Below are 24,269 nucleotides of genomic sequence, written 5' to 3'. Positions count from 1 at the left end.
GCCTATTCTCCCGCTCCGTGTGCCGCGCTTCGCACCGGGCCCGCCTCCAGTGGTTCCAGCGCGTCCACCGCCGCGTACGCGCTCGCGATGCAGGCGGGGATGCCGACCCCGTCGTAGGCGGCGCCGCACACCGCGAGGCCCGGGAGCTTGGCGAGGTGTTCGCGGACGCGGTCCACGCGCGCGTGGTGGCCGACCGGGTACTGGGGCAGCCCGTCGTCCCAGCGGGTGACGCGGGTCTCGACGGGGGCCGCCGTCAGTCCGGTCGCCTCCTCGAGGTCGTGGCGTGAGACCTCGACCAGGTCGGCGTCGGGGCGCTGGAGGATCTCCGTCTCGGCGTACCGCCCCACGGAGGTCCGCAGGACCAGCAGGTCCGGGTTCTCGTCGGCGATCCAGCCCCATTTCTGGGAGGCGAACGTCGACGCCTTGATGGTGCGTCCGTCGACCGGCGGCACCAGGAAGCCGCTGCCCTCGGGAAGGCTGACGTCGGCGCGGCGGTAGGCCAGGGTGATCAGGGCCATCGACGCGTACTCCACGCCCGCGAGCTCGGCCGCGGCGGCCGGTGCCTCGGCGCGCAGCAGTCCGGCGGCCACCGGGGTCGGTACGGCGACGACCACCCCGTCGGCGTCGAGCACCCGTTCCCCGGCGACGACCCGCCACGCCGCCGCGCTTCCGGCCGTCCGGCGCAGCTCACTCACGGGCGCCCCGGTGACGATCTCACCGCCCCGCGCGCGCACCGACTCCGCGACGGCGAGCGGGAGTTGGCCCACTCCTCCCCGGATGCCCATGAAGACCGGCCCGCCCTGCTGGGGGGCGACGGCCATCCGGGCCTGGATGCCGCGCACCCCTTCCGTCAGGGACGCGTGCTTCTTGGCCACCTCGAAGAGCTGGGGTACGGCCGAGCGCATCGAGATGCGGTACGCGTCGCCCGCGTACACCCCGCCCAGCAGCGGTTCCACCAGCCGGTCGACGACCTCGCGGCCGAGGCGCGCGGCGACGAACTCCCCCACCGCCACATCGTCACCGACCTCTGTGCGCGGCAGGTCGGTGTCGCGCTCGATCCGGGCCAGCCCCTCGTCGGAGAGGACACCGGCCAGGGCCGAGGCGCTGCCGGGGACGCCCATGACGTGCCCCTTGGGCATGGGTCGCAGGGCGCCCCGGGTCCAGATCGAGGCCGTGGAGGTGGCGGGCGGCTGGAGTCGGTCGTCGAGGCCCACCTCGCGGGCCAGCGCGATGGCTTCGGGTCTGCGGGCGAGCATCGACTCGGCGCCGAGATCGACGCGCGCGCCCGCGATCTCGCCGGGCAGCAGCTTGCCGCCGACGCGGTCGGACGCCTCCAGGACGGTGACTCTCACGCCCCGGTCCAGCAGCCGGTGGGCGGCGGCCAGACCCGCGATCCCACCCCCGATGACGACGACATGCCCGGCACCCGCACGGGCCTCCACTGCGCTCATGCGACCCACCTTCTCAGACCCCTCTGACACTCCTGTCGGCGCACGCCGCCCGAAGTGTCCGGCGCGAGTTCCGACCGTGACCTCATCGGAACCGTAACCGGCCAACGTCCGAGCCCCTTCGGGCGTCGAAGGAGCGTCAGTCGTGCAACACGACGGTCCTGGACAGCCCAGGACGGTCCAACGACAGCCCTCGGGGGGAATCCACCACATGAACACCGTGCGCATACGCCGTACACGTCCCGTCCAGGTCATGGCGGGCGTCCTTTTCGCCGCATCCCTCGCCCTCACCGGCTGCAGCGCCGGTGCCGACTCCAGCGCGAGCAACGACTCGGGCGCCGCCGCAAAGGACGGGGCCGCCTCCGGCGCGCTGGAGGAGCAGGCCGGGGCGGAAAGCAAGCCGGGCGGCGGCAAGGGCAGCGGCGCCCAGGCCAGCGCGGCGCCCCAGGCGGCCACCGGCCCGCACATCATCCGTACCGTGTCCGTCTCCGTGCAGGTCAAGGACGTGTCCAAGGCCCTGGCCAAGGTGCGCGCCACGGCGGAGAACGCGGGCGGCTATGTCGGCAGCGAGACGACGACCCTCGAGGAGGGCGAAGAGAACGGGGACAACGGGGGGAGCGAGGCGGGCAGCGAAAGCACCGACGTCGTTCTGCGGGTGCCCGTCGGCAAGTACGAGGAGGTCCTCAAGGATCTGGAGGGCACCGGCAAGCTCCTGCACCGCGAGGCGGAGGCGAAGGACGTCACCGAGCAGGTCGTCGACGTGGACAGCCGCATCACCACGCAGCGCGCCAGTGTGAACCGCATCCGCGAGCTGATGGACAAGGCCACGAAGCTCTCCGATGTGGTCACCCTCGAGGGCGAGTTGAGCCGCCGTCAGGCCGATCTGGAGTCGCTGCTCGCCCGCCAGGCATCCCTGAAGGACCGCACCTCGCTGGCCACGATCAATCTCTCCCTGTCCGAGAACCCGGCCAAGGTGTCCGACGACGAGGACGACGACCCGGGCTTCCTGGACGCCCTCGCGGGCGGCTGGAGCGCCTTCGTGACGATGCTGCGCTGGATCGTGGTGACCCTCGCCGCGATCCTGCCGTTCGCGGCGCTGGCGGCCCTGCTGGTGTTCGTCTGGCTGCGTCTCGACCGCGCCCGGCGACAGCGCGCGGCCACCGAGGCCGCCCCGACGGCTGCCCCGGCGCAGCCGAAGGGCCCGGGCCAGGACTGAAAGGCCGGGTCCCCGTAGCGTGTTCGTATGAGCATGAGCGACGGCCGTACGAACGACCCGAACCGTGGGACCGAGCGTCTGGTGGTGATCGGCGGCGACGCGGCGGGCATGTCCGCCGCGTCGCAGGCCCGCCGGCAGAAGGGCCCCGGCGAGCTGGAGATCGTGGCGTTCGAACGCGGCAACTTCACCTCCTACTCGGCGTGCGGCATCCCCTACTGGGTGAGCGGCGACGTCCCGGACCGGGACCAGCTGATCGCCCGCTCGGCGGAGGAGCACCGGGCCCGCGACATCGACCTGCGCATGCGTACGGAGGTCACGGAGATCGACGTCTCGGGTGGCCGGGTACGCGCGCGTGACCTCGAGACGGGCGTCGAGTCATGGACGTCGTACGACAAACTGGTGATCGCCACGGGTGCCCGCCCGATCCGCCCCTCCCTGCCGGGCGTCGACGCCCCCGGCGTACACGGCGTACAGACCCTGGACGACGGCCAGGCGCTTCTGGACACCCTGACCACCACCAGGGGCCACCGCGCGGTCGTGGTCGGGGCGGGTTACATCGGCGTGGAGATGGCCGAGGCGCTCATCAAGCACGGCTACGAGGTGACGGTCGTCAACCGCAGCGACGAACCGATGGCCACCCTCGACCCGGACATGGGCCGCCTGGTGCACAAGGCGATGGAGGGCCTGGGCATCACCATGGTGAACAACGCCGAGGTCACCAAGTTCCTCACCGGCGACGACGGCCGGGTGCGCGCGGTCGCCACCGAGGACGCCGAGTACCCGGCGGACGTGGTCGTGCTCGGTATCGGCGTCCGCCCCGAGACGACGCTCGCCCGCACTTCGGGACTCCCCGTGGGCGACCACGGCGGCCTCCTCACCGACCTGGCGATGCGGGTGCGCGGCCACGAGAACATCTGGGCGGGCGGCGACTGCGTGGAGGTCCTGGACCTCGTCTCCGGCCGGCAACGGCACATCCCCCTGGGCACGCACGCCAACAAGCACGGCCAGGTCATCGGCGCGAACGCGGGCGGCGGCTACGCCACCTTCCCCGGTGTCGTCGGCACCGCCGTGAGCAAGGTGTGCGACCTCGAGATCGCCCGCACCGGCCTGCGCGAGAAGGACGCGGACCGGGCGGGCCTGCGCTACGTCACGGTCACCATCGAGTCGACGAGCCGCGCGGGCTACTACCCCGGGGCGGCCCTGATGACGGTGAAAATGCTCGCCGAACAGCGCACAGGCCGTCTCCTGGGCGTCCAGATCGTCGGCCGGGAGGGCGCGGCGAAGCGGGTCGACATCGCGGCGGTGGCCCTCACGGCGGGCATGACGGTGGAACAGATGACAGCCCTGGACCTGGGCTACGCCCCACCGTTCTCCCCGGTCTGGGACCCCGTACTGGTAGCGGCCAGAAAGGCAACATCAGCGGTACGGAAAAACACCGGCTGACAGGAGCGCCCTGGAGGGGCGCGGGGAACTGCGCGACCAGCCACGACGCACCCGCGCCCAGCGATCGACCGGCACCCCTAGGGCGCTACGCGGTCCCGTTGATCCGATCGATAGCCTGCCGAGCCTGCTCCCCCGGCGGCCGGGACGGCAACGCCGACACGGACGCCGACGCGGAAACGGAGGGGGCCTGCTGAGCCTGGGCCGGCTTCGCGTGGGCGCCCAGCCCACTGGACCGCAACCGGTGACTCACCGCCTCGTCGAGCGACACCGGCCGCTGCATCTGCGTCGCCAGCCGCCCCGCCTCCTGGCCGAGCCGGGCCACGTCCTCCCAGGGCAGGTGGACCACCAGTGCGAGTTCGGCCTCTCCGTTCGGCAGAGCCTGTACCGACTGCATCGGAGGAGTAACTCGGTCGTTCATCGCCTGTTCCTCACGTCGTCCCCGCGACCCGCCTTCGTCGTGCCGCGGACGTCGAGGACAGATACGGACACACGGACAGCCGCGTTCACCGGTTCGCGGGACGCATCGGGGGCAGTACTTCCTTGTGGTCATCCCCGTCCATGACGTGAACCCGGCAAGCCGCACCCCCTGGGTCACGTACGCGCTCATCGCCGCCAACGTTCTCGTGTTCCTCGCCATGCCCGGCACAGCGGGCTCGGTGACGGGGGAGAGCGGTCTGGCTCAGCTGTGCCATCTCCAGGCCTTCCTGGACCACTACGCCGCCGTGCCCCAGGAGTTGATCCACCACGAGCTGCCGCGGATGGTGCCGACGGGCGAGGTCGGGATCGGCAGGACGGGGCCGGGCTGTGTGATCGGCCCGCCGGGCTACGACAAGTCCCCCGCGCTGTCCGTGCTCACGGCGATGTTCCTGCACGGCGGCTGGCTGCACCTGCTGGGCAACATGCTGTTCCTGCTGATCTTCGGCAACAACATCGAGGACCGCCTCGGACACGTGCGCTACGCGCTCTTCTACGTCGCCTGCGGCTATGCGGCGTCGTACGGTTTCGCGCTCGTCAACGCCGACTCGTCCGACCCCCTGATCGGCGCCTCCGGGGCGATCGCCGGGGTGCTCGGCGCCTATCTGGTGCTGTTCCCGAAGGCCAGGGTCTGGGTGCTGGTGCCCTTCCTCGTCTTCCTGCCGCTGCGACTGCCGGCCTGGCTGGTGCTGGGCTTCTGGTTCGGGCTGCAGGCGGTGTACTCGTCCGGCGAGGGGGTCACCGAGGCCGGCACCGTCGCGTACGCCGCCCATGTCGTCGGGTTCCTCGCGGGGATGCTGCTTGCCTGGCCACTACGCCCAGGCACACCGCCGCCCCCGGAACCGCGTGGCCTTCTCTGGGGCAGGCGGGCACGGCCGGGCCAGTAGGAAACAACCAACGCACAGAATATCCACAGCATATCTGTGGCTCACCTCACGTTTCCCTTCGGGATGCGCGAGATTCCCCCGTACCGAAATCCGAAAAACTTCCCCGATGCTCAACAACTCGGGCATTTCGAAAGTCTCTAGATAGGGCAAATTTCCTGGACCGGCGCGCATCAACGCTCGCCGGATCTGCGAGGATCCGATTCAGGAAAGGCCAGGACTCTTCGCCGGGACCGGGGGAAAGACGCCGATGGACGCCATGGTGCTGCAGGCGCAGAAATTCATCAACACCACTTATGCGGGGGTCTCCGGAATACCCACGGTCGCCGAGGACGGCACAACCGGCTGGGACATCATGTACGCGCTGACCCGGGCTCTCCAGTACGAGCTGGGCATCACCGCCCTGTCCGACAGCTTCGGCCCGACCACGCTCAGCACACTCACCTCGCTCTATCCGGTCGTCGACGGGACGAACGAGAACGCCAACATCAATCGCATCGTCCAGTCCGGCCTCTATTGCAAGGGCTACGACGGCAGCGAAATATCCGGGTCGTACGACGCGACGACCGGCTCCAGTGTGACCGAACTGAAGACCAACATGGGTGTCGCTGGTGTTTTCCCCGGGGACGGTGTCACACCCAAGGTCTTCAAAGCGCTGCTGACCATGGACCCCTATGTCCTCATCAGCGGCGGCAGCGACCAGGTGCGCTCGATCCAGCAGTGGATGAACGCGAGTTACATCAACCACGCGAATTTCTTCGTCATCCCCTGCGACGGCTATTTCTCCCGGGACGTCCAGAAGGCGCTGATGTACGCGATCCAGTTCGCCATCGGCTTCGACGACGCCACGGCGAACGGCGTATTCGGTCCGGGCACGCAGGCCGGTCTGAAAGCCAACACCCTGTCGGTCGGTTCGAGTGGCACCTTCGTTCAGCTCTTCTCCGCCGCCATGGTCTTCAACAAGCGCTCGGGTGCGGTGTTCACCAGTACCTTCGGATCGGATCTGGCCGACGCGGTCGCGGACTTCCAGAGTTTTGTGCGCCTTCCCGTCACCGGCACCGGAAACTTCCAGACGTGGGCCTCCCTGCTGGTCAGCACCGGGGATCCGAGCCGCTCGGGCACCGCCTGCGACTGCGTCACCGAGGTCACCGCCGACCGCGCGGCAGCGCTCAAGGCGTCCGGGTACTCGATCGTCGGCAGATACCTGACCAATGTCGCGGGCACGACCCTCAACAAGAAGATCCAGCCCGGGGAGTTGGACACCATCGCCGGCGCCGGCCTGCGGGTGTTCCCGATCTACCAGACCTACGGCGGCTCGGTCAGCTACTTCAACCACGACCAGGGGGTGGCGGACGCGTCGGCCGCCATCGACGCGGCCCAGGGCTACGGTTTCCAGAGGGGCACGCGCATCTACTTCGCGGTGGACTACGACGCGCTCGACGCCGATGTCACCAGCAACATCATTCCGCATTTCCAGGGAATCCAGCAGCGTTTCGACGAGTATGAGGCCGGCTACAAGATCGGCGTCTACGGCCCGAGAAACATCTGCAGCCGAGTCGCCGCCTCCGGTGTGACCTCCGCGAGTTTCGTATCGGACATGTCGACCGGGTTCAGCGGAAATCTCGGCTTCCCGATGCCGGAGGACTGGGCATTCGACCAGATCTCCACGATCTCGGTCGGGTCGGGAACCGGCGCCATCCAGATCGACAACGACATCTCCTCCGGCCGGGACAGCGGACAGAACACCTTCGATCCGGTCCCCTCCCAGAAACTGGACGTCGCCTTCGACACGGCGAACCGTGACGCACTGCTGGCCGACATCCGGGCGACCATGCAGTCCCTGGGCGTGGACGAGACGACCTGGTACACCAATCATTCGACGGAGGACGCCCTGAACGTCGTCCTCCAGTACGACTCCTACATCACCGGACTCGCCCGCTCGCTGAAAATGCGCAAGTCCCTCATCCAGGTGCCGATCTTCTGGGAATACCGGAAGTACACCTATCTGGACGATGCCGCGAACGCCCTTGTCCAGGAGTACTACAGCTATATGGAGCAGATGGAGGCCTGGAACAACATGCCCGCCTGGCAGCAGGCCATCACTCCGGTCCCGGAAATGCCGGTCGGTGCCAGGGACGACGCCAGTGCGGGACTGGGCCAGATTTTCGCCGCCACCGCGATCAGTGCCCGGAATTATTGCTCCTCGGCGGGAATCACCGACGAGGCGACGCTCAACGCGTCGGACTGGCACACGATGGAAACCGTCTGGAACAACCTGTACACGAACAACGAGTACAACATCACCACCGTGGCACTCGTCCATATCTCCGATGCGCATTCCATCGGCCAGCGCATTCCCGGCCTTGATTACACGGACCCGGAAACACAGGCTGTCCTCGCACGCTACAACGGCACAGGCGGCGACGCGGCGGAGTACGGGGTCCAGAATTTGAGCGTCTACCAGACGTTCGAGAAGTACAACGCGCCTGCCCGAAATCTGTGACCCATGCCCAGCGAGCGGAGAAGAGCGCGGAAATGACTGGAGATTCTGGAGATCCGATGTCCGAACAGCATGGGAACGCAAAGAAGACCACCCGGCGCCCGACCCGCCGGTCCGTGCTGACGGCCGGTACCGGAGTGCTGGCCGGTACGGCCCTGTCCGGCTGGGCGGGGCAGCTCCCGGCGATGGCCGCCGGCAAGGGCAGGACGGTCAAACCCACCCGGCCGTCCACACCGACCGACGAAGACCCGACGCCGAAGAAGACCCCGCTCAGCGCCAACGGCTGGGCGACGGAGGCGAAGGCGAACGACGGCGGCACCATCTGGTCCAGAGCCGTCAACGGCAGCGATCTCTCGGTGGAGGTACGCACCGGGGACGTCGCCGCGGTCCTCCTCTACGTGGTGCGCCGTTTCCACTACGAGATCGACGCCCTGCGGGCCGGTGACGTGGTGGGCTTCCGGAAGCTGGGCGGTACCAGCCTCTCCTCCCCGCTGAGCAACCAGGCATCGGGGACCGCGGTCGCGATCCGTAGCGGCTGGTACCCGGAGGGCTCGTCCGGGGGCTTCTTCACGCCTCAACTGGCCGTCATCCGGGACATCCTCGCCGTGTGCGACGGCGTGGTGCGATGGGGAGGCGACGACGAGCGGCCCTACGAGGCGCTGTTCTCCATCGATGTCCCGCCCGGCAGCGCGGGACTGAGTACGATCGGCAGCCGCATCCTGGACTGGAACCAGCGGCCCGGCCAGGGCGCGGGCCAGCTCCCGGACCCGTCACAGCCGAAGCGCCGGTCCGCCGCTCTGGCCTTGGAACGTGCCCAGCGCGGCTCCTGACGCGACCCGGCAAACCCCAGCCACCAGGACAGGACAGATGTGAACACCAGCGACCCTGTCGCCGCCCCTCGTACGCGGTCAGCGCAGGAAAGCCGCCGCCTACGGGTCCGGGCCGGCTACGGGCTCGCCCTGCTCCCCGTCTCCTTCGTGCTCGCCGCCCTGGTCTGGCTCTACTGCGCGGACCAGTACGCCCATTCCGGCGCCGACTGGACCACCCACTGGCCGCTGGGGCTGGCCCTCTTCGCCGCCTCCGGACTTCTCGGCCTGCTGGCGTTGGGCCTGCCCCGACGATGGCTCGTGTGGCTGCAACTGCTCCTGCTGCTGCCGGCCATGGCGCTGTTCGCCTTCTGACAGGCCCCCCGGCTCAGCGGGCGGTGCTCGTGTGGACGTACTCCACGAGGCGGGTCAGCGCCTCCGGGGGTGTGTTCGGCATGACGCCGTGGCCGAGGTTGAAGATGTGGCCCTCAAGGCCCTTCGCGGAGTCGAGGACCTCGCGGGTCTTCGCCTCGACGGCCTCCGTGGAGGCGAACAGGACCGTCGGGTCGAGGTTGCCCTGGAGCGCCTTGCCGGGGCCGACGCGGCGGGCGGCCTCGTCGAGCGGGACGCGCCAGTCGACGCCCATGACATCCACGCCGGCCTCGCTCATCGGGGTGAGGAGCTCACCGGTGCCGACACCGAAGTGGATGCGCGGCACGCCGTACCCCTCGACCGCCTTGAAGACCTTCTGGGAGGCGGGGAGCACCGAGCGGCGGTAGTCGGCCTGGGCGAGGGCGCCGGCCCAGGAGTCGAACAGCTGGACGGCGGCGGCGCCGGCCTCGATCTGGACCTTGAGGAAGGCCGCCGTGATGTCGGCGAGCCGGTCGAGGAGGTCGGCCCAGAGCTGCGGATCGCCGTACATGATCGCCTTGGCGTTCTCGTACGTCCGGGACGGGCCGCCCTCGACGAGGTAGCTGGCGAGGGTGAAGGGCGCACCGGCGAAGCCGATGAGCGGGGTGGCGCCGAGCTCGCGGGTGAGCAGGCCGATGGCCTCGGTGACGTACGGGACGTCCTCGGGGGTGAGGTCGCGGAGCTGGGCGAGGTCCGCGCGGGTGCGGATCGGCTTCTCGACGACCGGGCCGACGCCGGGCTTGATGTCGAGGTCGACACCGATGGCCTTGAGCGGGACGACGATGTCGCTGAAGTAGATCGCCGCGTCCACGTTGTGCCTGCGCACCGGCTGGAGGGTGATCTCGGTGACCAGCTCGGGGCGGGTGCAGGACTCCAGCATCGGGATGCCCTCGCGGACCTTGCGGTACTCGGGCAGGGAGCGCCCGGCCTGACGCATGAACCACACGGGCGTGTGCGGCACCGGCTCGCGTCTGCACGCCTTCAGGAAGGCGGAATCCTGCACGGCGTCGTTCTTGACGGCGGCGGACGTCGCTGTCGGCTGCTGGCCCGCGGGGCTCTGGTTCGCGCTCACGACCAGAAGTCTCGCACGCCCCACCGACAGTCCCGCGAACAGCCCTGCCGACGGCTCTTGCCCGACTGTGGTCCGTCCCACGGGTGTCTCTCCCCGCGCGGGGGCTCCGTTCCCCTTAATCTTCCCCGCATGGCTGCGGCACAGGGACGACTGTCGGACGGCGCTGGCGAAATGGACGACGCGAAGGAGGGGGACCTGGATGCGGACACGGCACCGTTGCCCTTCCGGGCCGCCGTCGACGCGTTGCGGTCCGCGCGGCTGAGGCCGCAGATCGAGATCGAGCCGACGCGGGCGCCCCAGCGTCTGGCGCCGTTCGCATACGCCCTGGAGGCTGCCGTCGTAGACGGCGAGGAGGACCTGGCCGACGGCCGGCTCGTCCTGCTGCACGACCCGGCCGGGCACGACGCCTGGCAGGGCTCGTTCCGGCTGGTGACACTGGTGCGCGCCGAACTGGAGCCGGAGATGGCCGCCGACCCGCTGCTGCCGGACGTGTGCTGGTCCTGGCTGACTGGGGCGCTCCAGGCGCGCGGGCTGTCGTACGGCGAGGCCAGTGGCACGGTCACGCGCGCGAGTTCGCACTACTTCGGTGGGATGTCGGAGCGGCCGGCCGCCTCGCAGATCGAGATCCGCGCCTCCTGGACGCCCCGGGAGAGCCTCGGCGGGGTCCCGGACACCGCGTCCCATCTGGCGTCCTGGTGCGACCTGCTCGCCCAGATCGCGGGCCTGCCGCCGGCCGGCCCCGGAGACGCGTCGGTGGTGACGCTGCCGCAGCGGCGGGGCCCCCAGTCCCGTTAGAGGGCTCTGCCCCTGGCTCGCACTGAACGGCGAACGGCCTTGCGGTCCCCGTGCGGGGACCGCAAGGCCGTTCGCCGTTTTCATGCCTCGCCACGCGTTCCTTTAGTAGCTCTTTGTCGATACGGCCACTTTCGGCCGCGTATCGACGCAGAGCGAAACCGTTCGATCTTCGGATGATCGATCGCGTGTCCGAATTGCACGGATTGTTACTCACCAGATCGTGATCTTTCTCTAAAGGAGCACAGGTTTGATGCCGAAGACCTCTGTGACCTTGAAAGCACCGCACTCCAGGAGGCCTGGTGTCCGTTCTTCTTGAGCAGCCCGCAAGCCTGGTCGCCTACCGCCCGAACAAGCCGACCGCCATGGTGGTCGTGGCCGACCCCCGCGTCCGTTCCACCGTCACCCGCCATCTGTGGGCGCTCGGTGTGCGCGATGTGATCGAGGCCTCGTCCATCGCGGAGGCTCGTCCCCGCATCGGCAACCCCCGCGACATCTGCGTCGCCGACGTCCACCTGCCCGACGGCAGCGGGCTCACCCTGCTGTCCGAGACCCGTGCCGCGGGCTGGCCCAACGGCCTGGCCCTGTCCGCCGCCGACGACATCGGAGCCGTGCGCAACGCCCTCGCGGGCGGAGTGAAGGGTTACGTCGTCACCGGTACCCGCAACAACGTCGGCCTCCCCGGCCGGCCCGGCGCCACCCCCATCGGTGCCGGCGCCCGTATGCACCGCCGCCCCCCGGGTGCCCCGAGCCACCCGGGCGGCTACCGCGAACTGTCCGGCCGCGAGGTCGAGGTCCTGCGACTGGTCGCCGAGGGCCAGTCGAACAAGGCGATCGGCGTCTCGATGGGCCTGTCCGCACTGACCGTCAAGAGCCACCTCGCCCGTATCGCCCGCAAGCTCGGCACGGGCGACCGCGCCGGGATGGTCGCGGTGGCTCTGCGGACCGGGATCATCCACTGATCACTGATCACCGACCGAGATGACCGACATAATTCACTGACACGTGTGACACGTGACCGGTTTACGACCCCAAGGCGCCCGTCGACGGAACGTTCCGTCGGCGGGCGCCGTCCATACACAGATACCCTTGACAGGTGACCGAAGCCCAAGAGACCGCAGCAGACAGCTCACTGCGAACCACCGGAGGCGCCCCTCCGGACGACAACGGATCTTCTGAGGCTCCGGCGCCGATCCCCCTCCTCGAACCCCGTGACGGAATTCCGCCTGTCGTCACCGACGACAACGCGCTCGCCGAGGTGATCGCGGCCTTCGCCGCCGGCACCGGCCCGGTCGCCGTCGACGCCGAACGCGCGTCCGGTTACCGCTACGGACAGCGCGCCTATCTGGTGCAGCTGCGTCGCGAGGGCGCCGGTACCGCGCTCATCGACCCCGTCGCCTGCCCCGACCTCTCGGGCCTGGGCGAGGCGCTCGACGGCGTGGAGTGGGTCCTGCACGCCGCCACCCAGGATCTGCCCTGTCTCCGCGAGATAGGCATGATCCCCACCCACCTGTTCGACACCGAACTCGCCGGACGGCTGGCCGGATTCCCCCGGGTCGGCCTGGGCGCGATGGTCGAGGGCGTGCTCGGTTTCGTACTCGAGAAGGGCCACTCCGCGGTCGACTGGTCGACCCGGCCTCTGCCCGAACCCTGGCTCCGGTACGCGGCGCTTGACGTCGAACTCCTGGTCGACCTGCGGGACGCGCTGGAGAAGGAGCTGGACCGGCAGGGCAAGCTGGAGTGGGCCCGCGAGGAGTTCGACGCGATCGCCTCGGCGCCCCCGCCGGAGCCCCGCAAGGACCCCTGGCGTCGCACGTCCGGCATGCACAAGGTGCGCCGGCGCCGACAGCTCGCCGTCGTACGGGAGCTGTGGGAGACGCGGGACCGGATCGCGCAGCGCCGGGACGTGTCGCCGGGCAAGGTGCTGTCGGACGCGGCCATCGTCGAGGCCGCGCTCGCCGTACCGGCCAATGTGCACGCGCTGGCCGCGCTGACCGGGTTCGGGCATCGGATGGGGCGACGGCAACTGGAGCAGTGGCAGGCGGCGGTGGACCGCGTCAAGGTGCTCACCGACTCCCAGTTGCCCCAGCCGGGGCAGCCCGTGGTCGGGCCGCCGCCGCCACGGGCCTGGGCCGACAAGGACCCGGTGGCGGCGGCCCGGTTGTCCGCCGCGCGGGCCGGGGTCTCCGCGCTGGCCGAGCGGTTGAACATGCCGCAGGAGAACCTGATCACTCCGGACACGGTGCGGAGGGTGTGCTGGGAGCCGCCCAAGCTGGTGGACGCGGAGTCGGTCGGTGCGGCTCTTTCGGGATACGGGGCTCGGGCCTGGCAGGTGGAGCAGGTCACGCCGGTTCTGGTGGAGGCACTTTCCGCCGAGGCGCCGTAGGGGTTGGTAGCTGCTCGGCAAGGGGTGCACACAAGGACGTATTAGCTCGATGGTGTGATCGTCCTCGTGGTGGCTTGCGGCTCCTTGGGCTGTTTGGGTTAGCGTGTTGTGCGACCTGGGACAGCGGGTGCGGCGTTCGGCGTGCGGGGCCCCTGCTTCACCGGAGTGATGGTTCAGGGCCTCCCCGTCGCCTCTGGCCGTACCCACTGGCCAGGTCGTGAGGGCTGTGTTTGACAGCGGCCTCCGGCCGCGGGGGCCTCCCGGGCCCGGGCCACGCACAGGGTGCGTGTCGCCACCCGGGGTCGAGTACGCCGGGGACTGGGGGCACCCCCTCTGGGGGATACAACAAGTTGGCACAGCCCCGCGCCCCTGAAGAGTCACTTGGTCGCTCCCTTCATGAAGCCGTTGTAGATGAAGCGCTGCAACGACAGGAAAGCGATCAGCGTCGGCAGGATGACCAGGACCGCGCCCGCCGAGATCGTCTCCCAGTGGGCGGCGAACGGGCCCTTGAAGCGGAAAAGGGACGTCGAAATCACGCCAAGATCTTCGGACGGCATATAGAGGAAGGGGATGTAGAAGTCGTTGTAGACGGTGATCCCCTTCACTATCACCACCGTGGCGATCGCCGGCTTGAGCAGCGGAAAGATGATCTTCCGGTAGATCGTGAAGGCGTTGGCCCCGTCGAGGCGTGCCGACTCGTCCAGGGAGACCGGGATCGAGCGGACGAACTGCAGGAAGATGTAGATCGACACGATGTCCGTGCCCATGTAGAGCGCGATGGGTGCCCAGAGGGTGTCGAACATCCCGAAGCTGTTGACGATCTGGAACGTGGCCACCTGCGTGGTGACGCCCGGGACCAGGGTCGCCACCAGGAACAGCGCGATCACCAGCTTGCGGAAGCGGAAGGTGAAGCGGTCGATCGCGTACGCCGTCATCGAGCCGATGAGAACGGTTCCCGCGACGGCGAACAGCAGGATGAAGGCCGTGTTGGCGAACGCGGACAGCATCTCGCCGTCCTGGAACGCGGTCACGTAGTTGTGGAAGTTCAGGAGGTCGCCCGGCAGCGAGAGCGCCCCGCTGTCGTCCGCCATCTCCTTCTCGGACTTGAGCGAGGTCAGGACGATCACGCCCAGCGGCAGCAGCACGACCACCGCCGCGAGGACCAGGGACAGGTACACGAACGTACGGGCAACCGCTCGGCGCGTCATACGAGATCCACCCTGTCGTCCGGAACGAGCCGCCGCTGCACCCAGGTCACGGCGAGCACGATCAGCAGGAGTACGACGGCCGCCGCCGAGGCGAGCCCCGTCTTGTTGAACTGGAAGGCCAGCTTCACCGTCTGGATGACGAAGGTCTCGGTGCCGGTCGCCCCGCCGGTCATGATGTACGGGATCTCGAAGACCGACAGCGAGCCTGAGATGGAGAGGATCACGCTCAGGCTCAGCACCGGCTTGATACCCGGCGCGATGATGTACCGGAACTGGTGCCAGCGGTTCGCCCCGTCGAGTTCGGCGGCCTCGTACAACTCCCCCGGGATGGACTGGATCGCGCCCAGGAACAGCACGAAGTTCAGGCCCATGTAGCGCCAGACCGAGACGCCGGCGAGCGAGATGTTCGCCGACGTCGGGGTGCCCAGCCAGGCGTGGTCCGTATGGACACCGAACACGCCGAGCACCGAGTCGAGGGTGCCGCCGTCCTGGAAGAAGTAGAGGAACACGAAGCCGATCGCGACCCCGTTGATCAGGTACGGGAAGAACAGCACGCCCTTGAAGAAGTTCCGGAAACGGACGTTGAAGCTCAGGATCGTCGCGAAGTAGAGCGCGGCGACGATCTGCAGCGCGGAGGCGGCCAGGTAGTAGCCGCTGACGAAGAACACCTCGAACAGCTCGGGGCGCGTGAGGAGTTCGGTGTAGTTCTCGGCGCCCGTGTAGTGCAGTTCGGGGCTGACGCCGTCCCAGTCGGTGAAGCTGTACGCGATCATGTTGATGATCGGCGCGTAGGTGAAGGTCAGCAGCAGCGCGAGCGGGGCGATCAGGAACAGCCAGGGGGTCACGCCCCGCCACAGGCGTGCCCTGGGCGGGGGTGGTCCGGGTCGGGCGCCGGTGGCGGGACCGGGCGGCGGTTCCTTCCGGCGCACCGCCCTACGTCCCGCCATGTCGGCCTCGGTCGTGTCCGTCACTGCGTCCCCACGGACCGCTGGGCCTCCGTCCAGCGCTTGCCGAGGTCCCCGAGGAAGTCGTCGAGGCTTCCCTTGCGGGCGCCGCGGGCCAGGTCGACGAGATCCTGGCGGTAGTCGGGGGCGTAGAGGCCGACCTCCGACTCGGTGTCGATGAGCTTGACCTGGGCGCCCGCGGTGTCGTCGACCTCGATGAACTTCACGCCGGCGTCGTCGTACGGCTGGAGCACGGAGGGCAGCGGAGCGTCCTTGAGCGGGGAGATGGCCAGGTTGTCCTCGCCGTAACCGGACTTGTCGGTGAACCAGTCGATCCAGGCGCGGGCCGCCTCCTTGTGCTTGCTGTGGACGTTGACGGCCTGGTTGTAGTCGGGGCCGACGACCGCGCAGAACTTGCCGTCCACCTGGGCCGGGAAGGGCATGAACCCGATGTCGGCGGGGTCGACGCCGGCCTTCTTGGCCGCGTCCTGGAACTGGATGATCGCCCAGGTGCCGAGCCACTGCGTGGCGATCTCGCCCTTCGCCAACCGGGACTTGGAGGCCTCCCAGTTGGTGGTCGTGGGGTCCTTCTCGGCGAGTTTCTCGTGCACGATGTCGTACAGCAGGGTGTCGCCCACGCGCAGGTCTGCGCCCTTGGCCCAGGGGTCGCTCTTGACCAGTTTCGTCGTCGCCCCGGTGTCGCAGCCGACCGAGCCGTTGACGTACGTCCAGGACGTGAGCGGCCACTGGGCGGCGAAGTTGGTGTAGTACGGGTCCGCGTCCGTCTTCGACTTGATCGCCTTCAGGGCGGTGATGAACTCGGCGGGCGTGGTGGGCCAGTCGGTGATCCCGGCCTCCCGCCAGATTCTCTTGTTGTAGACGAAGCCGGGGGTCACGCCGATCGGGCTCTGGCCGTAGACCTTGCCGTCGACGGTGGTGAAGCCGGTGAAGCGGTACTTCTCGGCGCGCTCTGCCTCGGTACCCAGCGAGGCGAAGAACTTCGGGTAGTCGCTCTTCTTGATCACCGCGGGGATCAGCAGGACATCGCCGTAGTTCTCCGTGTTCATACGGATCTTGACTTCGGCCTCGTAGTTGGTGAGCCCCTCGAACTCGACCTTGACCTTCGGGTAGATCTTCCGGAAGTCGTCGGCGTACTTCTTCAGCGTGCCGTCCTGCACGAGGTCGGTCCGTACGGTGAGGACCTTGATGGTTCCGGTCACCTTTGACGGGTCGTCAGGTGCCTTGGCGTCCGCGCCCTTCGATGTTCCCCCGGTTCCGGTGCATGCGGAGAGCAGCAGACCGGCGGTGAGAAGTGCGGGAATCGTGCGGCGGTTCATGTGCATCAGCTCCGTTCGGGACGGACGAGCACTACAGGGATGGCTGATTCGGCACTCTGACACCACTTACTGAACCGGTAAAGTCCCTATTTCGCCAAGGGTGCCACCGGTTTTCCCGCGCTTCACCAACGCGGGAATGGAACGGTTTAGGAGTGCGCATGCTGGAGGCCACACCACTCACCGAGGGCTGGACCGTGCGGTACGAGGGGGGCGAACTGCCCGCCACCGTCCCCGGGTGCGTGCACACCGACCTGCTGGCGGCCGGAGTGATTCCGGACCCCTTCATCGGCCGGAACGAGACGGACGTCGCGTGGGTGGGGCGCCGGGAGTGGACGTACGAGACACAGCTCGCGGCCCCCTCGGTCCAGGAGCAGACCGATCTCGTCTTCGACGGGCTCGACACCGCCGCCGAGATCCGGCTCGACGGCCAACTCCTCGGCCGGGTGAGGAACATGCACCGCTCGTACCGGTTCGACGTGACCGGAATGACAGGGCGGCTGTCCGTCCGGTTCGCCTCCGCGTACGCCGAGGCGGAGGCCGTGCGGGAGCGGCTGGGCGAGCGGCCCGGCGCCTATGCCGAGCCCTATCAGTACATCCGGAAGATGGCCTGCTCCTTCGGCTGGGACTGGGGGCCGACCCTCGTCACCGCCGGGATCTGGCGCCCGGTACGCCTGGAGCACTGGTCGACGGCCCGGATCGCCCGGGTGCGCCCCGAGGTGACGGTCGACGAACACGGCCTGGGACAGGTCCAGTTGTCGGTCGAGGTCGAGCGCACCAGAGTCGAGGCCGGGCTCACCCTGGAGGCGCGGGTGAGAAGTCGCGGTCTCTCGCGCGACGGTGAGGTGCTGGCGCGGGGCACGGTCGACGGGACCAGCGGTGTCGTACGGCTCGAAGTGCCCGACGTGGAGCTGTGGTGGCCGCGCGGATACGGTCACCAAGCGCTGTACGACGTCGAACTGACGCTTCGTCATGACGATGTCGAGCTGGACGGCTGGCGGCGGCGCATCGGGTTCCGGACCGTCGGGCTCGACACGTCCGCCGATGCCCACGGGACCGGGTTCACCCTGGTCGTCAACGGGGAGCGGCTGTTCGCGCGGGGGGTCAACTGGATCCCGGACGACGTGTTCCCGTCCCGGATCACACCGGAGCGGTGCCGGAGGCGGCTGGCGCAGGCGGCCGACGCCGGTGTGGATCTCGTACGGGTGTGGGGCGGCGGGATCTACGAGAGCGAGGACTTCTACGACGTCTGCGACGAGTTGGGGCTGCTGGTCTGGCAGGACTTCCCGTTCGCGTGCGCCGCCTATCCCGAGGAGCAGCCGCTGCGGGGCGAGATCGAGGCGGAGGCCCGGGAGAACGTCGTACGGCTGATGCCGCATCCCTCGCTCGTGCTGTGGAACGGCAACAACGAGAACCTGTGGGGGTTCAGGGACTGGGGTTGGGAGCGGGCGCTCGCCGGGGAGTCGTGGGGCGAGGGGTACTACCTGGGTGTACTGCCGCGCGTGGTGGCCGAGTTGGACCCTACGCGGCCCTACACGGCGGGCAGTCCCTGGTCCGGGTCCTGGGAGCGGCACCCGAACGATCCGGCGCACGGCACGCACCACTCGTGGGAGGTGTGGAACCGGGAGGACTACGCCGACTACCGGCTCGAAGTCCCGCGTTTCGTGGCCGAGTTCGGCTGGCAGGCCCCGCCCGCGTACGCCACTCTGCGGCGCGCGCTGCCGGGTGAGCGGCTCGCCTCCGACTCCCCCGGGATGCTGCATCACCAGAAGGCCGACGACGGGAACGGGAAGCTGGAGCGTGGCCTCGCCCGGCATTTCCCCCTGCCTCAGGGGGACTTCGACCGCTGGCACTACCTCACCCAGGTCAACCAGGCCCGTGCCGTCGCCGCCGGGATCGAGCACTGGCGGGCGAACTGGCCGGTGTGCGCGGGGACCATCGTGTGGCAGCTCAACGACTGCTGGCCGGTGACGTCCTGGGCGGCGATCGACGGGGACGGGCGCGAGAAGCCGCTCTACCACGAGCTGCGGCGACTGTACGCGGACCGGCTGCTCAGCCTGCAAGTCCGGGGTGAGGGCGTGGTGTTGGCCGTCGTCAACCAGGCTGCGGAGCGGTGGTCGGGGACGGTGGAGCTGCGGCGGGTGTCCGTGGACGGCGGTGTGGTCGGTGCGTCGGTGCGGGTCGGGTTCGCGGCGGACCGGCGGGCCGTCGCCGAGGTGCGGGTGCCGGGTGAACTCGTGCCGGCGGGGGCCAAGGAGTTCCTGGTCGCGGACGCCAAGGCGTACGGGAAGCGCCCGGACCACGAGGTGCTGCGGGCGCTGTACTTTCCGGTGCCGGACCGCGAAATCCCTTACCCCCGGCCGGAGTTCGACGTGAGTGTGGCTACGGGGACGGTCACCGTCACGGCTCGTACCCTCGTACGGGATCTGCTGCTGCAGGCGGACCGGCTGGAGCCGGGAGCGCGGGCCGATCGTGGGCTGGTGACCCTGTTGCCCGGAGAACAGGTGACCATCGGGGTGCATGGCTGGAAGACTCCGGATGCCGAGACCGCCCGATCGGCCCTGTACTGCGTGGAGCCCGCCTGATGACGGCATTGCCGACCCCCCGCGTCACCATCAAGGACGTCGCCGCGCGCGCCGGTGTGTCCAAGGGGGCCGTGTCCCTCGCCTTCAACCACAAGCCGGGACTCGCCGAGGCGACCCGGGACCGGATCTTCGCCGCCGCCCGTGAGCTGGGCTGGGAGCCGAACCTCACCGCGCGGTCGCTGGCCGGGGCCCGGGTGGACGTGGTGGGGCTGGCGATCTGCCGGCCGGCCCGGCTGCTCGGGCTCGAGCCGTTCTACATGGACTTCATCTCGGGCGTGGAGAGCGTCCTGACCGAGCATTCGTGCTCGCTGCTGCTCAGGCTCGTACGGTCCCTGGAGGAGGAGGTCGGGCTACAGGAGTCCTGGTGGAAGGGGCGGCTGATCGGCGGGGCGATCCTGGTGGACCTGCGGGCCGACGATCCCCGGGTGCCGGCCGTCGAGCGGCTCGGGATGCCCGCCGTCGCGGTCGGGCATCCGTCGCTCACCGGCACGCTCACCTCCGTGTGGACCGACGACGCGACGGCCGTGACGGAGGCGGTGCGCTATCTCGCGGCGCTCGGGCATCGGCGGATCGCCCGGGTGGGGGGCGCTGCGGCACTCGGGCACACGAACATCCGTACGGCGGCCTTCGACGAGGCCGCGCGGGAACTCGGGCTGGCCGGGGCGTCGCAGATGGCGACCGACTACTCCGGTGACGCGGGGGCGCGGGCGACCAGGTCGCTGCTGTCCGCCTCGGCGGCGGACCGGCCCACGGCGATCCTGTACGACAACGACATCATGGCCGTGGCGAGTCTGTCCGTGGCCGCGGAGATGGGGCTCGGGGTGCCGGGCGATGTGTCGTTGCTGGCCTGGGACGACTCGCAGCTGTGCAGGTTGACTCGGCCTACGTTGTCCGCGATGAGTCACGACGTGCATGGGTTCGGGGCGGATGTGGCTCGGACGTTGTTCGAGGTGATCGGTGGGGGTGGGGGTGGGTCTCATCCGGTGGCTACGCCCGTGTTGACCCCGCGGGGGTCCACTGCTCCGCCCAAGGGGTAGCGGCTTTCTTTTGGTTTGCGGCTGCGGGCTCGTTGTGGCTGGTCGCGCAGTTCCCCGCGCCCCCGAGGTGGGTGCATGTAACCGGGGGTAACATGCGGAGGCTGTGTGACGTTCGCCGCTCTGGTGCTCAGGGGTGTGCAGTACGGTTACTCGTAAGTAGCATGGGGCTGAGCGCCCGCTCAGCGGTTGCGTATCGCAGCAGTGCCGTCCCGCACCTCTGGAGGAGAGCCATCGTGCCTCGTACCGTCAGGGACGTCGTCTTCGTCGACGGCGTCCGCACCCCGTTCGGCAAGGCGGGCCCGAAGGGCATCTACCACGAGACCCGCGCCGACGACCTCGTCGTCAAGGCGATCCGGGAGCTGCTGCGCCGCAACCCGAGTCTCGACCCGAAGAAGATCGACGAGGTCGCCATCGCCGCGACCACACAGATCGGCGACCAGGGCCTGACTCTCGGCCGTACGGCCGGTATCCTCGCCGGTCTGCCGCAGTCCGTCCCGGGCTACTCCATCGACCGTATGTGTGCCGGCGCGCTGACCGCCGTCACCACCACCGCCGGTTCGATCGCCTTCGGCGCCTACGACGCCGTCATCGCCGGTGGCGTCGAGCACATGGGCCGTCACCCCATGGGCGAGGGCGTCGACCCGAACCCGCGGTTCGTGAGCGAGAAGCTCGTCGACGAGTCGGCCCTGTTCATGGGCATGACCGCCGAGAACCTGCACGACCGTTACCCGCACATCACCAAGCAGCGCACCGACGAGTACGCCGTGCGCTCGCAGGAGAAGGCCGCCAAGGCGTACGCCAACGGCAAGATCCAGCAGGACCTGGTGCCGATCTCGGTGCGCAACACCAACGACCAGGTCGGCGAGACCGGCTGGGGTCTGGTGACCGCCGACGAGCCGATGCGGCCGGGGACCACGCTGGAGAACCTGGCGAACCTCAAGACGCCGTTCCGGGTGCACGGGCGGGTCACCGCCGGTAACGCGGCCGGTCTCAACGACGGCGCCACCGCGTCGATCATCGCGTCCGAGGACTTCGCACGCGAGAACAACCTGCCCGTCAAGATGCGCCTCGTCTCGTACGCCTTCGTCGGCGTCGAGCCCGAGGTCATGGGCTACGGGCCGATCCCGGCGACCGAGAAGGCCCTCGCCAAGGCGGGTCTCGGCATCGGTGACATCGGTCTGTTCGAGATCAACGAGGCCTTCGCCATCCAGGTCCTCGCCTTCCTCGACCACTACGGCATCGCGGACGACGACGCGCGCGTGAACCAGTACGGCGGTGCCATCGCCTTCGGTCACCCGCTCGCCTCCTCGGGTGTGCGTCTGATGACGCAGCTCGCCCGTCAGTTCGAGGAGCAGCCGGAGGTCCGTTACGGCCTCACCACCATGTGCGTCGGCTTCGGCATGGGCGCGACCGTCATCTGGGAGAACCCGCACCACAAGGACGCCGGAGGCGACAAGTGAGCACCACCGAACTCCTCAAGGGCGCGGCCGAGTTGTTCCCCGACGAGGTCGTGACGTCCGCGCACGTACGCCACCTCGACCTGCCGTTCGGCGCCGGGCGTTTCGCGCTGATCACCCTCGACAACGGCTTCGACCACACCAAGCCGACCACCTTCGGCCCGGCCTCGCTGGCGAACCTGAGCATCGCCATCGACCAGGTCGAGAAGGAGGCGTCGGCCGGCGAGATCGTCGGTGTCGGCATCACCGGCAAGCCGTTCATCTTCGCCGTCGGCGCGGACCTCAAGGGCGTCGAGCTCCTGAAGAACCACGACGACGCGCTCGCCATCGGCAAGGGCGGCCACGAGGTCTTCAAGCGGCTCGCCGGGCTCGCCGTCCCGACCTTCGGCTACTACAACGGTGCCGCCATGGGCGGTGGCGTCGAGGTCGGTCTGCACTGCGAGTACCGGACCGTGTCGAAGTCCATCGCGGCTTTCTCCCTCCCCGAGGTCTTCCTCGGCCTCGTACCGGGCTGGGGCGGCTGCACGATCCTGCCGAACCTGATCGGCGCGGACCGCGCGGTGAGCGTGATCATCGAGAACTCGCTCAACCAGAACAAGCAGCTCAAGGGGCAGCAGGTCCTCGACCTGGGCATCGCGGACGCGCTGTTCGAGGGCGCGGACTTCCTGGAGCAGTCGCTCATCTGGACGGCGTCCGTCATCAAGGGCGACATCAAGGTCGAGCGTCCGGCCGTCGACCGCGGTGAGGCCTGGGACCAGGCCGTCGCCCGGGGCCGGTTCATCGCGGACAGCAAGGTGCACGGGGCGGCCCCGGCCGCGTACCGCGCCCTCGACATCATCGCCGCGGCCAAGAACGGCGACCTTCAGCAGGGGTACGACGCCGAGGACGTGGCCCTCGCCGACCTGATCATGGGCGGCGAACTCCGGTCCGGCATCTACGCGTTCAACCTCGTCCAGAAGCGTGGCAAGCGGCCGGCCGGCGCGCCGGACAAGTCGCTGGCCCGTCCGGTCACCAAGGTCGGCGTGGTCGGTGCAGGTCTGATGGCCTCTCAGCTCGCCCTGCTCTTCCTGCGCCGCCTCGAGGTGCCGGTCGTGCTGACCGACATCGACCAGGAGCGCGTCGACAAGGGGGTGGGCTACGTCCACGCCGAGATCGACAAGCTGCTCGGCAAGGGCCGTATCAACCAGGACAAGGCCAACCGCCTCAAGGCCCTGGTCACCGGTGTGCTGGACAAGGCGGAGGGCTTCTCCGACGCCGACTTCATCATCGAGGCCGTCTTCGAGGAGATCGGCGTCAAGCAGCAGGTGTTCGCGGAGGTCGAGGCGGTCGCCCCGGCGCACGCGATCCTCGCCACCAACACCTCGTCGCTGTCCGTCACCGAGATGGCGTCGAAGCTGAAGAACCCCGAGCGGGTCGTGGGCTTCCACTTCTTCAACCCGGTCGCGATCCTGCCGCTCCTGGAGATCGTGCGCGGCGAGAAGACGGACGACGCCTCGCTCGCCACGGCGTTCGGTGTCGCCAAGAAGCTGAAGAAGACCGCGGTGCTCGTGAAGGACGCCCCGGCGTTCGTCGTGAACCGTATCCTTACCCGCTTCATGGGCGAGATCCAGAACGTGATCGACGAGGGTACGTCGGTCGAGGTCGCGGAGAAGGCGGTGGAGCCGCTGGGGCTGCCGATGTCTCCGCTGGTGCTGCTGGAGCTGGTCGGTCCTGCGATCGGGCTGCACGTCTCGGAGACGCTCAACCGGGCGTTCCCGGACCGCTTCACGGTCTCCCCGAACCTCGCCGCGGTCGTCAAGGCGGGCAAGAGGGGGTTCTATGTGTACGACAGCGGGAAGCCCGAGTTGGACCCCGAGGTCGCCGCGCTGCTGAAGCAGGGGGATGTTTCCCTGAGCGAGGAGCAGGTTCGGGACCGGGTGCTCGACGCTGTCGCGCAGGAGATCGGGCTCATGCTCGAGGAGGGTGTCGTGGCTGAGGCGCAGGACATCGACCTGTGCCTGATCACGGGGGCGGGGTGGCCGTTCCACCTGGGTGGGGTTACGCCTTACCTGGACCGTGAGGGGGTTTCCGAGCGGGTGAACGGGAAGCGGTTCCTGGAGGCTGGGGTGGCTTCTGTCCCGGTGTGACGGGTGAGTTGATCGCGCTGAGTGCCCTGCATGCCGCTTCGCGGTGTGCGGGGCACTTGGTTTCTCGCCCCCGCCGCCCCTACCCGTCCCATCCCTTCCTGGGGGCTGCGCCCCCAGACCCCCCTACGGCCCTGAACGGGCCTCGT

General features: G+C 69.0%; 19 protein-coding genes. 13 read left to right on the top strand and 6 right to left on the bottom strand.

The window, feature by feature from the left end:
* Positions 1-2: 2 nt before the first annotated feature.
* Positions 3-1,451: a protoporphyrinogen oxidase gene (gene hemG, locus PV396_RS03395; protein ID WP_319200065.1), complete on the bottom strand. Its 1,449-nt coding sequence runs from the start codon at positions 1,449-1,451 to the stop codon at positions 3-5.
* Between the two features lie 208 nt (positions 1,452-1,659).
* Between hemG and PV396_RS03390 the strand changes: the two genes are divergently transcribed.
* Together PV396_RS03390 and PV396_RS03385 are read left to right on the top strand one after the other, a co-directional pair.
* Positions 1,660-2,664, top strand: a complete 1,005-nt coding sequence (locus PV396_RS03390; protein WP_319200064.1) for a DUF4349 domain-containing protein — start codon at positions 1,660-1,662, stop codon at positions 2,662-2,664.
* 27 nt (positions 2,665-2,691) lie between these two features.
* Complete coding sequence (locus tag PV396_RS03385) at positions 2,692-4,107, top strand: FAD-dependent oxidoreductase (RefSeq protein WP_319200063.1); 1,416 nt, start codon at positions 2,692-2,694, stop codon at positions 4,105-4,107.
* 85 nt (positions 4,108-4,192) lie between these two features.
* Here the strand turns inward: PV396_RS03385 and PV396_RS03380 are convergent, their stop codons facing one another.
* Entirely contained in the window at positions 4,193-4,525 is a 333-nt protein-coding gene (locus tag PV396_RS03380) for a hypothetical protein (protein ID WP_319200062.1), read from the bottom strand.
* Positions 4,526-4,649: 124 nt separating this feature from the next.
* Between PV396_RS03380 and PV396_RS03375 the strand changes: the two genes are divergently transcribed.
* The 4 genes from PV396_RS03375 to PV396_RS03360 all read left to right on the top strand — a co-directional run bounded on the left by PV396_RS03375 (position 4,650) and on the right by PV396_RS03360 (position 9,146).
* Complete coding sequence (locus PV396_RS03375) at positions 4,650-5,468, top strand: rhomboid family intramembrane serine protease (protein WP_319200061.1); 819 nt, start codon at positions 4,650-4,652, stop codon at positions 5,466-5,468.
* Positions 5,469-5,715: 247 nt separating this feature from the next.
* Entirely contained in the window at positions 5,716-7,968 is a 2,253-nt protein-coding gene (locus PV396_RS03370; protein ID WP_319200060.1) for a glycoside hydrolase domain-containing protein, read from the top strand.
* Between the two features lie 56 nt (positions 7,969-8,024).
* Positions 8,025-8,795 carry a hypothetical protein gene (locus tag PV396_RS03365; protein WP_319200059.1) on the top strand — a complete coding sequence of 257 codons (771 nt, stop codon included), beginning with the start codon at positions 8,025-8,027 and terminating at the stop codon, positions 8,793-8,795.
* A 39-nt stretch (positions 8,796-8,834) separates the two neighbouring features.
* Positions 8,835-9,146: a hypothetical protein gene (locus PV396_RS03360; RefSeq protein WP_319200058.1), complete on the top strand. Its 312-nt coding sequence runs from the start codon at positions 8,835-8,837 to the stop codon at positions 9,144-9,146.
* 13 nt (positions 9,147-9,159) lie between these two features.
* Here the strand turns inward: PV396_RS03360 and hemE are convergent, their stop codons facing one another.
* Positions 9,160-10,254, bottom strand: coding sequence for a uroporphyrinogen decarboxylase (gene hemE / locus PV396_RS03355; RefSeq protein WP_319200057.1), 1,095 nt, complete (start codon positions 10,252-10,254; stop codon positions 9,160-9,162).
* A gap of 129 nt (positions 10,255-10,383) precedes the next feature.
* Here hemE and PV396_RS03350 point away from each other — a divergent pair, with 129 nt between their 5' ends.
* The 3 genes from PV396_RS03350 to PV396_RS03340 all read left to right on the top strand — a co-directional run bounded on the left by PV396_RS03350 (position 10,384) and on the right by PV396_RS03340 (position 13,432).
* The gene (locus PV396_RS03350; protein ID WP_319200056.1) at positions 10,384-11,049 is read left to right on the top strand and encodes a DUF3000 domain-containing protein; all 666 of its coding nucleotides are present in this window, start codon (positions 10,384-10,386) and stop codon (positions 11,047-11,049) included.
* A 299-nt stretch (positions 11,050-11,348) separates the two neighbouring features.
* Positions 11,349-12,008, top strand: a complete 660-nt coding sequence (locus PV396_RS03345; RefSeq protein ID WP_319200055.1) for a response regulator transcription factor — start codon at positions 11,349-11,351, stop codon at positions 12,006-12,008.
* Positions 12,009-12,142: 134 nt separating this feature from the next.
* The gene (locus PV396_RS03340; protein ID WP_319200054.1) at positions 12,143-13,432 is read left to right on the top strand and encodes a ribonuclease D; all 1,290 of its coding nucleotides are present in this window, start codon (positions 12,143-12,145) and stop codon (positions 13,430-13,432) included.
* 377 nt (positions 13,433-13,809) lie between these two features.
* Here the strand turns inward: PV396_RS03340 and PV396_RS03335 are convergent, their stop codons facing one another.
* The 3 genes from PV396_RS03335 to PV396_RS03325 are packed head-to-tail and all read right to left on the bottom strand — an operon-like array spanning position 13,810 to position 16,921.
* A complete protein-coding gene (locus PV396_RS03335) occupies positions 13,810-14,640 on the bottom strand; it encodes a carbohydrate ABC transporter permease (RefSeq protein WP_319200053.1) in 831 nt (276 codons plus the stop codon).
* The gene (locus PV396_RS03330) at positions 14,637-15,611 is read right to left on the bottom strand and encodes a sugar ABC transporter permease (RefSeq protein WP_319200052.1); all 975 of its coding nucleotides are present in this window, start codon (positions 15,609-15,611) and stop codon (positions 14,637-14,639) included. The genes PV396_RS03335 and PV396_RS03330 overlap by 4 nt, the downstream gene beginning before the upstream one ends.
* Positions 15,608-16,921, bottom strand: coding sequence for an ABC transporter substrate-binding protein (locus tag PV396_RS03325; RefSeq protein ID WP_319200051.1), 1,314 nt, complete (start codon positions 16,919-16,921; stop codon positions 15,608-15,610). Before PV396_RS03325 ends, PV396_RS03330 begins: the two co-directional genes overlap by 4 nt.
* A gap of 158 nt (positions 16,922-17,079) precedes the next feature.
* Between PV396_RS03325 and PV396_RS03320 the strand changes: the two genes are divergently transcribed.
* From PV396_RS03320 to PV396_RS03305, 4 genes are all read left to right on the top strand, one after another.
* Complete coding sequence (locus PV396_RS03320) at positions 17,080-19,503, top strand: glycosyl hydrolase 2 galactose-binding domain-containing protein (protein WP_319200050.1); 2,424 nt, start codon at positions 17,080-17,082, stop codon at positions 19,501-19,503.
* Entirely contained in the window at positions 19,503-20,540 is a 1,038-nt protein-coding gene (locus tag PV396_RS03315) for a LacI family DNA-binding transcriptional regulator (protein WP_319200049.1), read from the top strand. The genes PV396_RS03320 and PV396_RS03315 overlap by 1 nt, the downstream gene beginning before the upstream one ends.
* A gap of 233 nt (positions 20,541-20,773) precedes the next feature.
* A complete protein-coding gene (locus PV396_RS03310) occupies positions 20,774-22,000 on the top strand; it encodes an acetyl-CoA C-acyltransferase (protein ID WP_319200048.1) in 1,227 nt (408 codons plus the stop codon).
* Positions 21,997-24,123: a 3-hydroxyacyl-CoA dehydrogenase NAD-binding domain-containing protein gene (locus PV396_RS03305; protein WP_319200047.1), complete on the top strand. Its 2,127-nt coding sequence runs from the start codon at positions 21,997-21,999 to the stop codon at positions 24,121-24,123. Before PV396_RS03310 ends, PV396_RS03305 begins: the two co-directional genes overlap by 4 nt.
* The last annotated feature ends 146 nt before the right edge of the window (positions 24,124-24,269 follow it).

The sequence above is a fragment of the Streptomyces sp. ME02-8801-2C genome, assembly GCF_033793965.1.
In the GTDB taxonomy this organism is placed as follows: domain Bacteria; phylum Actinomycetota; class Actinomycetes; order Streptomycetales; family Streptomycetaceae; genus Streptomyces.
The sequence above is the reverse complement of the archived record's forward strand: the minus strand, read 5'-3'. Positions and strand labels throughout refer to the sequence as shown.

What these genes read in the sequence shown, in the direction of transcription:
- PV396_RS03385 (WP_319200063.1), top strand. Translation starts at nt 2,692, where the DNA reads ATGAGCATGAGCGACGGCCGTACGAACGACCCGAACCGTGGGACCGAG.
- PV396_RS03350 (WP_319200056.1), top strand. Translation starts at nt 10,384, where the DNA reads ATGGCTGCGGCACAGGGACGACTGTCGGACGGCGCTGGCGAAATGGAC.
- PV396_RS03380 (WP_319200062.1), bottom strand. Translation starts at nt 4,525, where the DNA reads ATGAACGACCGAGTTACTCCTCCGATGCAGTCGGTACAGGCTCTGCCG.
- PV396_RS03320 (WP_319200050.1), top strand. Translation starts at nt 17,080, where the DNA reads ATGCTGGAGGCCACACCACTCACCGAGGGCTGGACCGTGCGGTACGAG.
- PV396_RS03390 (WP_319200064.1), top strand. Translation starts at nt 1,660, where the DNA reads ATGAACACCGTGCGCATACGCCGTACACGTCCCGTCCAGGTCATGGCG.
- PV396_RS03370 (WP_319200060.1), top strand. Translation starts at nt 5,716, where the DNA reads ATGGACGCCATGGTGCTGCAGGCGCAGAAATTCATCAACACCACTTAT.
- PV396_RS03365 (WP_319200059.1), top strand. Translation starts at nt 8,025, where the DNA reads ATGTCCGAACAGCATGGGAACGCAAAGAAGACCACCCGGCGCCCGACC.
- PV396_RS03335 (WP_319200053.1), bottom strand. Translation starts at nt 14,640, where the DNA reads ATGACGCGCCGAGCGGTTGCCCGTACGTTCGTGTACCTGTCCCTGGTC.
- hemG (WP_319200065.1), bottom strand. Translation starts at nt 1,451, where the DNA reads ATGAGCGCAGTGGAGGCCCGTGCGGGTGCCGGGCATGTCGTCGTCATC.
- PV396_RS03315 (WP_319200049.1), top strand. Translation starts at nt 19,503, where the DNA reads ATGACGGCATTGCCGACCCCCCGCGTCACCATCAAGGACGTCGCCGCG.
- PV396_RS03325 (WP_319200051.1), bottom strand. Translation starts at nt 16,921, where the DNA reads ATGAACCGCCGCACGATTCCCGCACTTCTCACCGCCGGTCTGCTGCTC.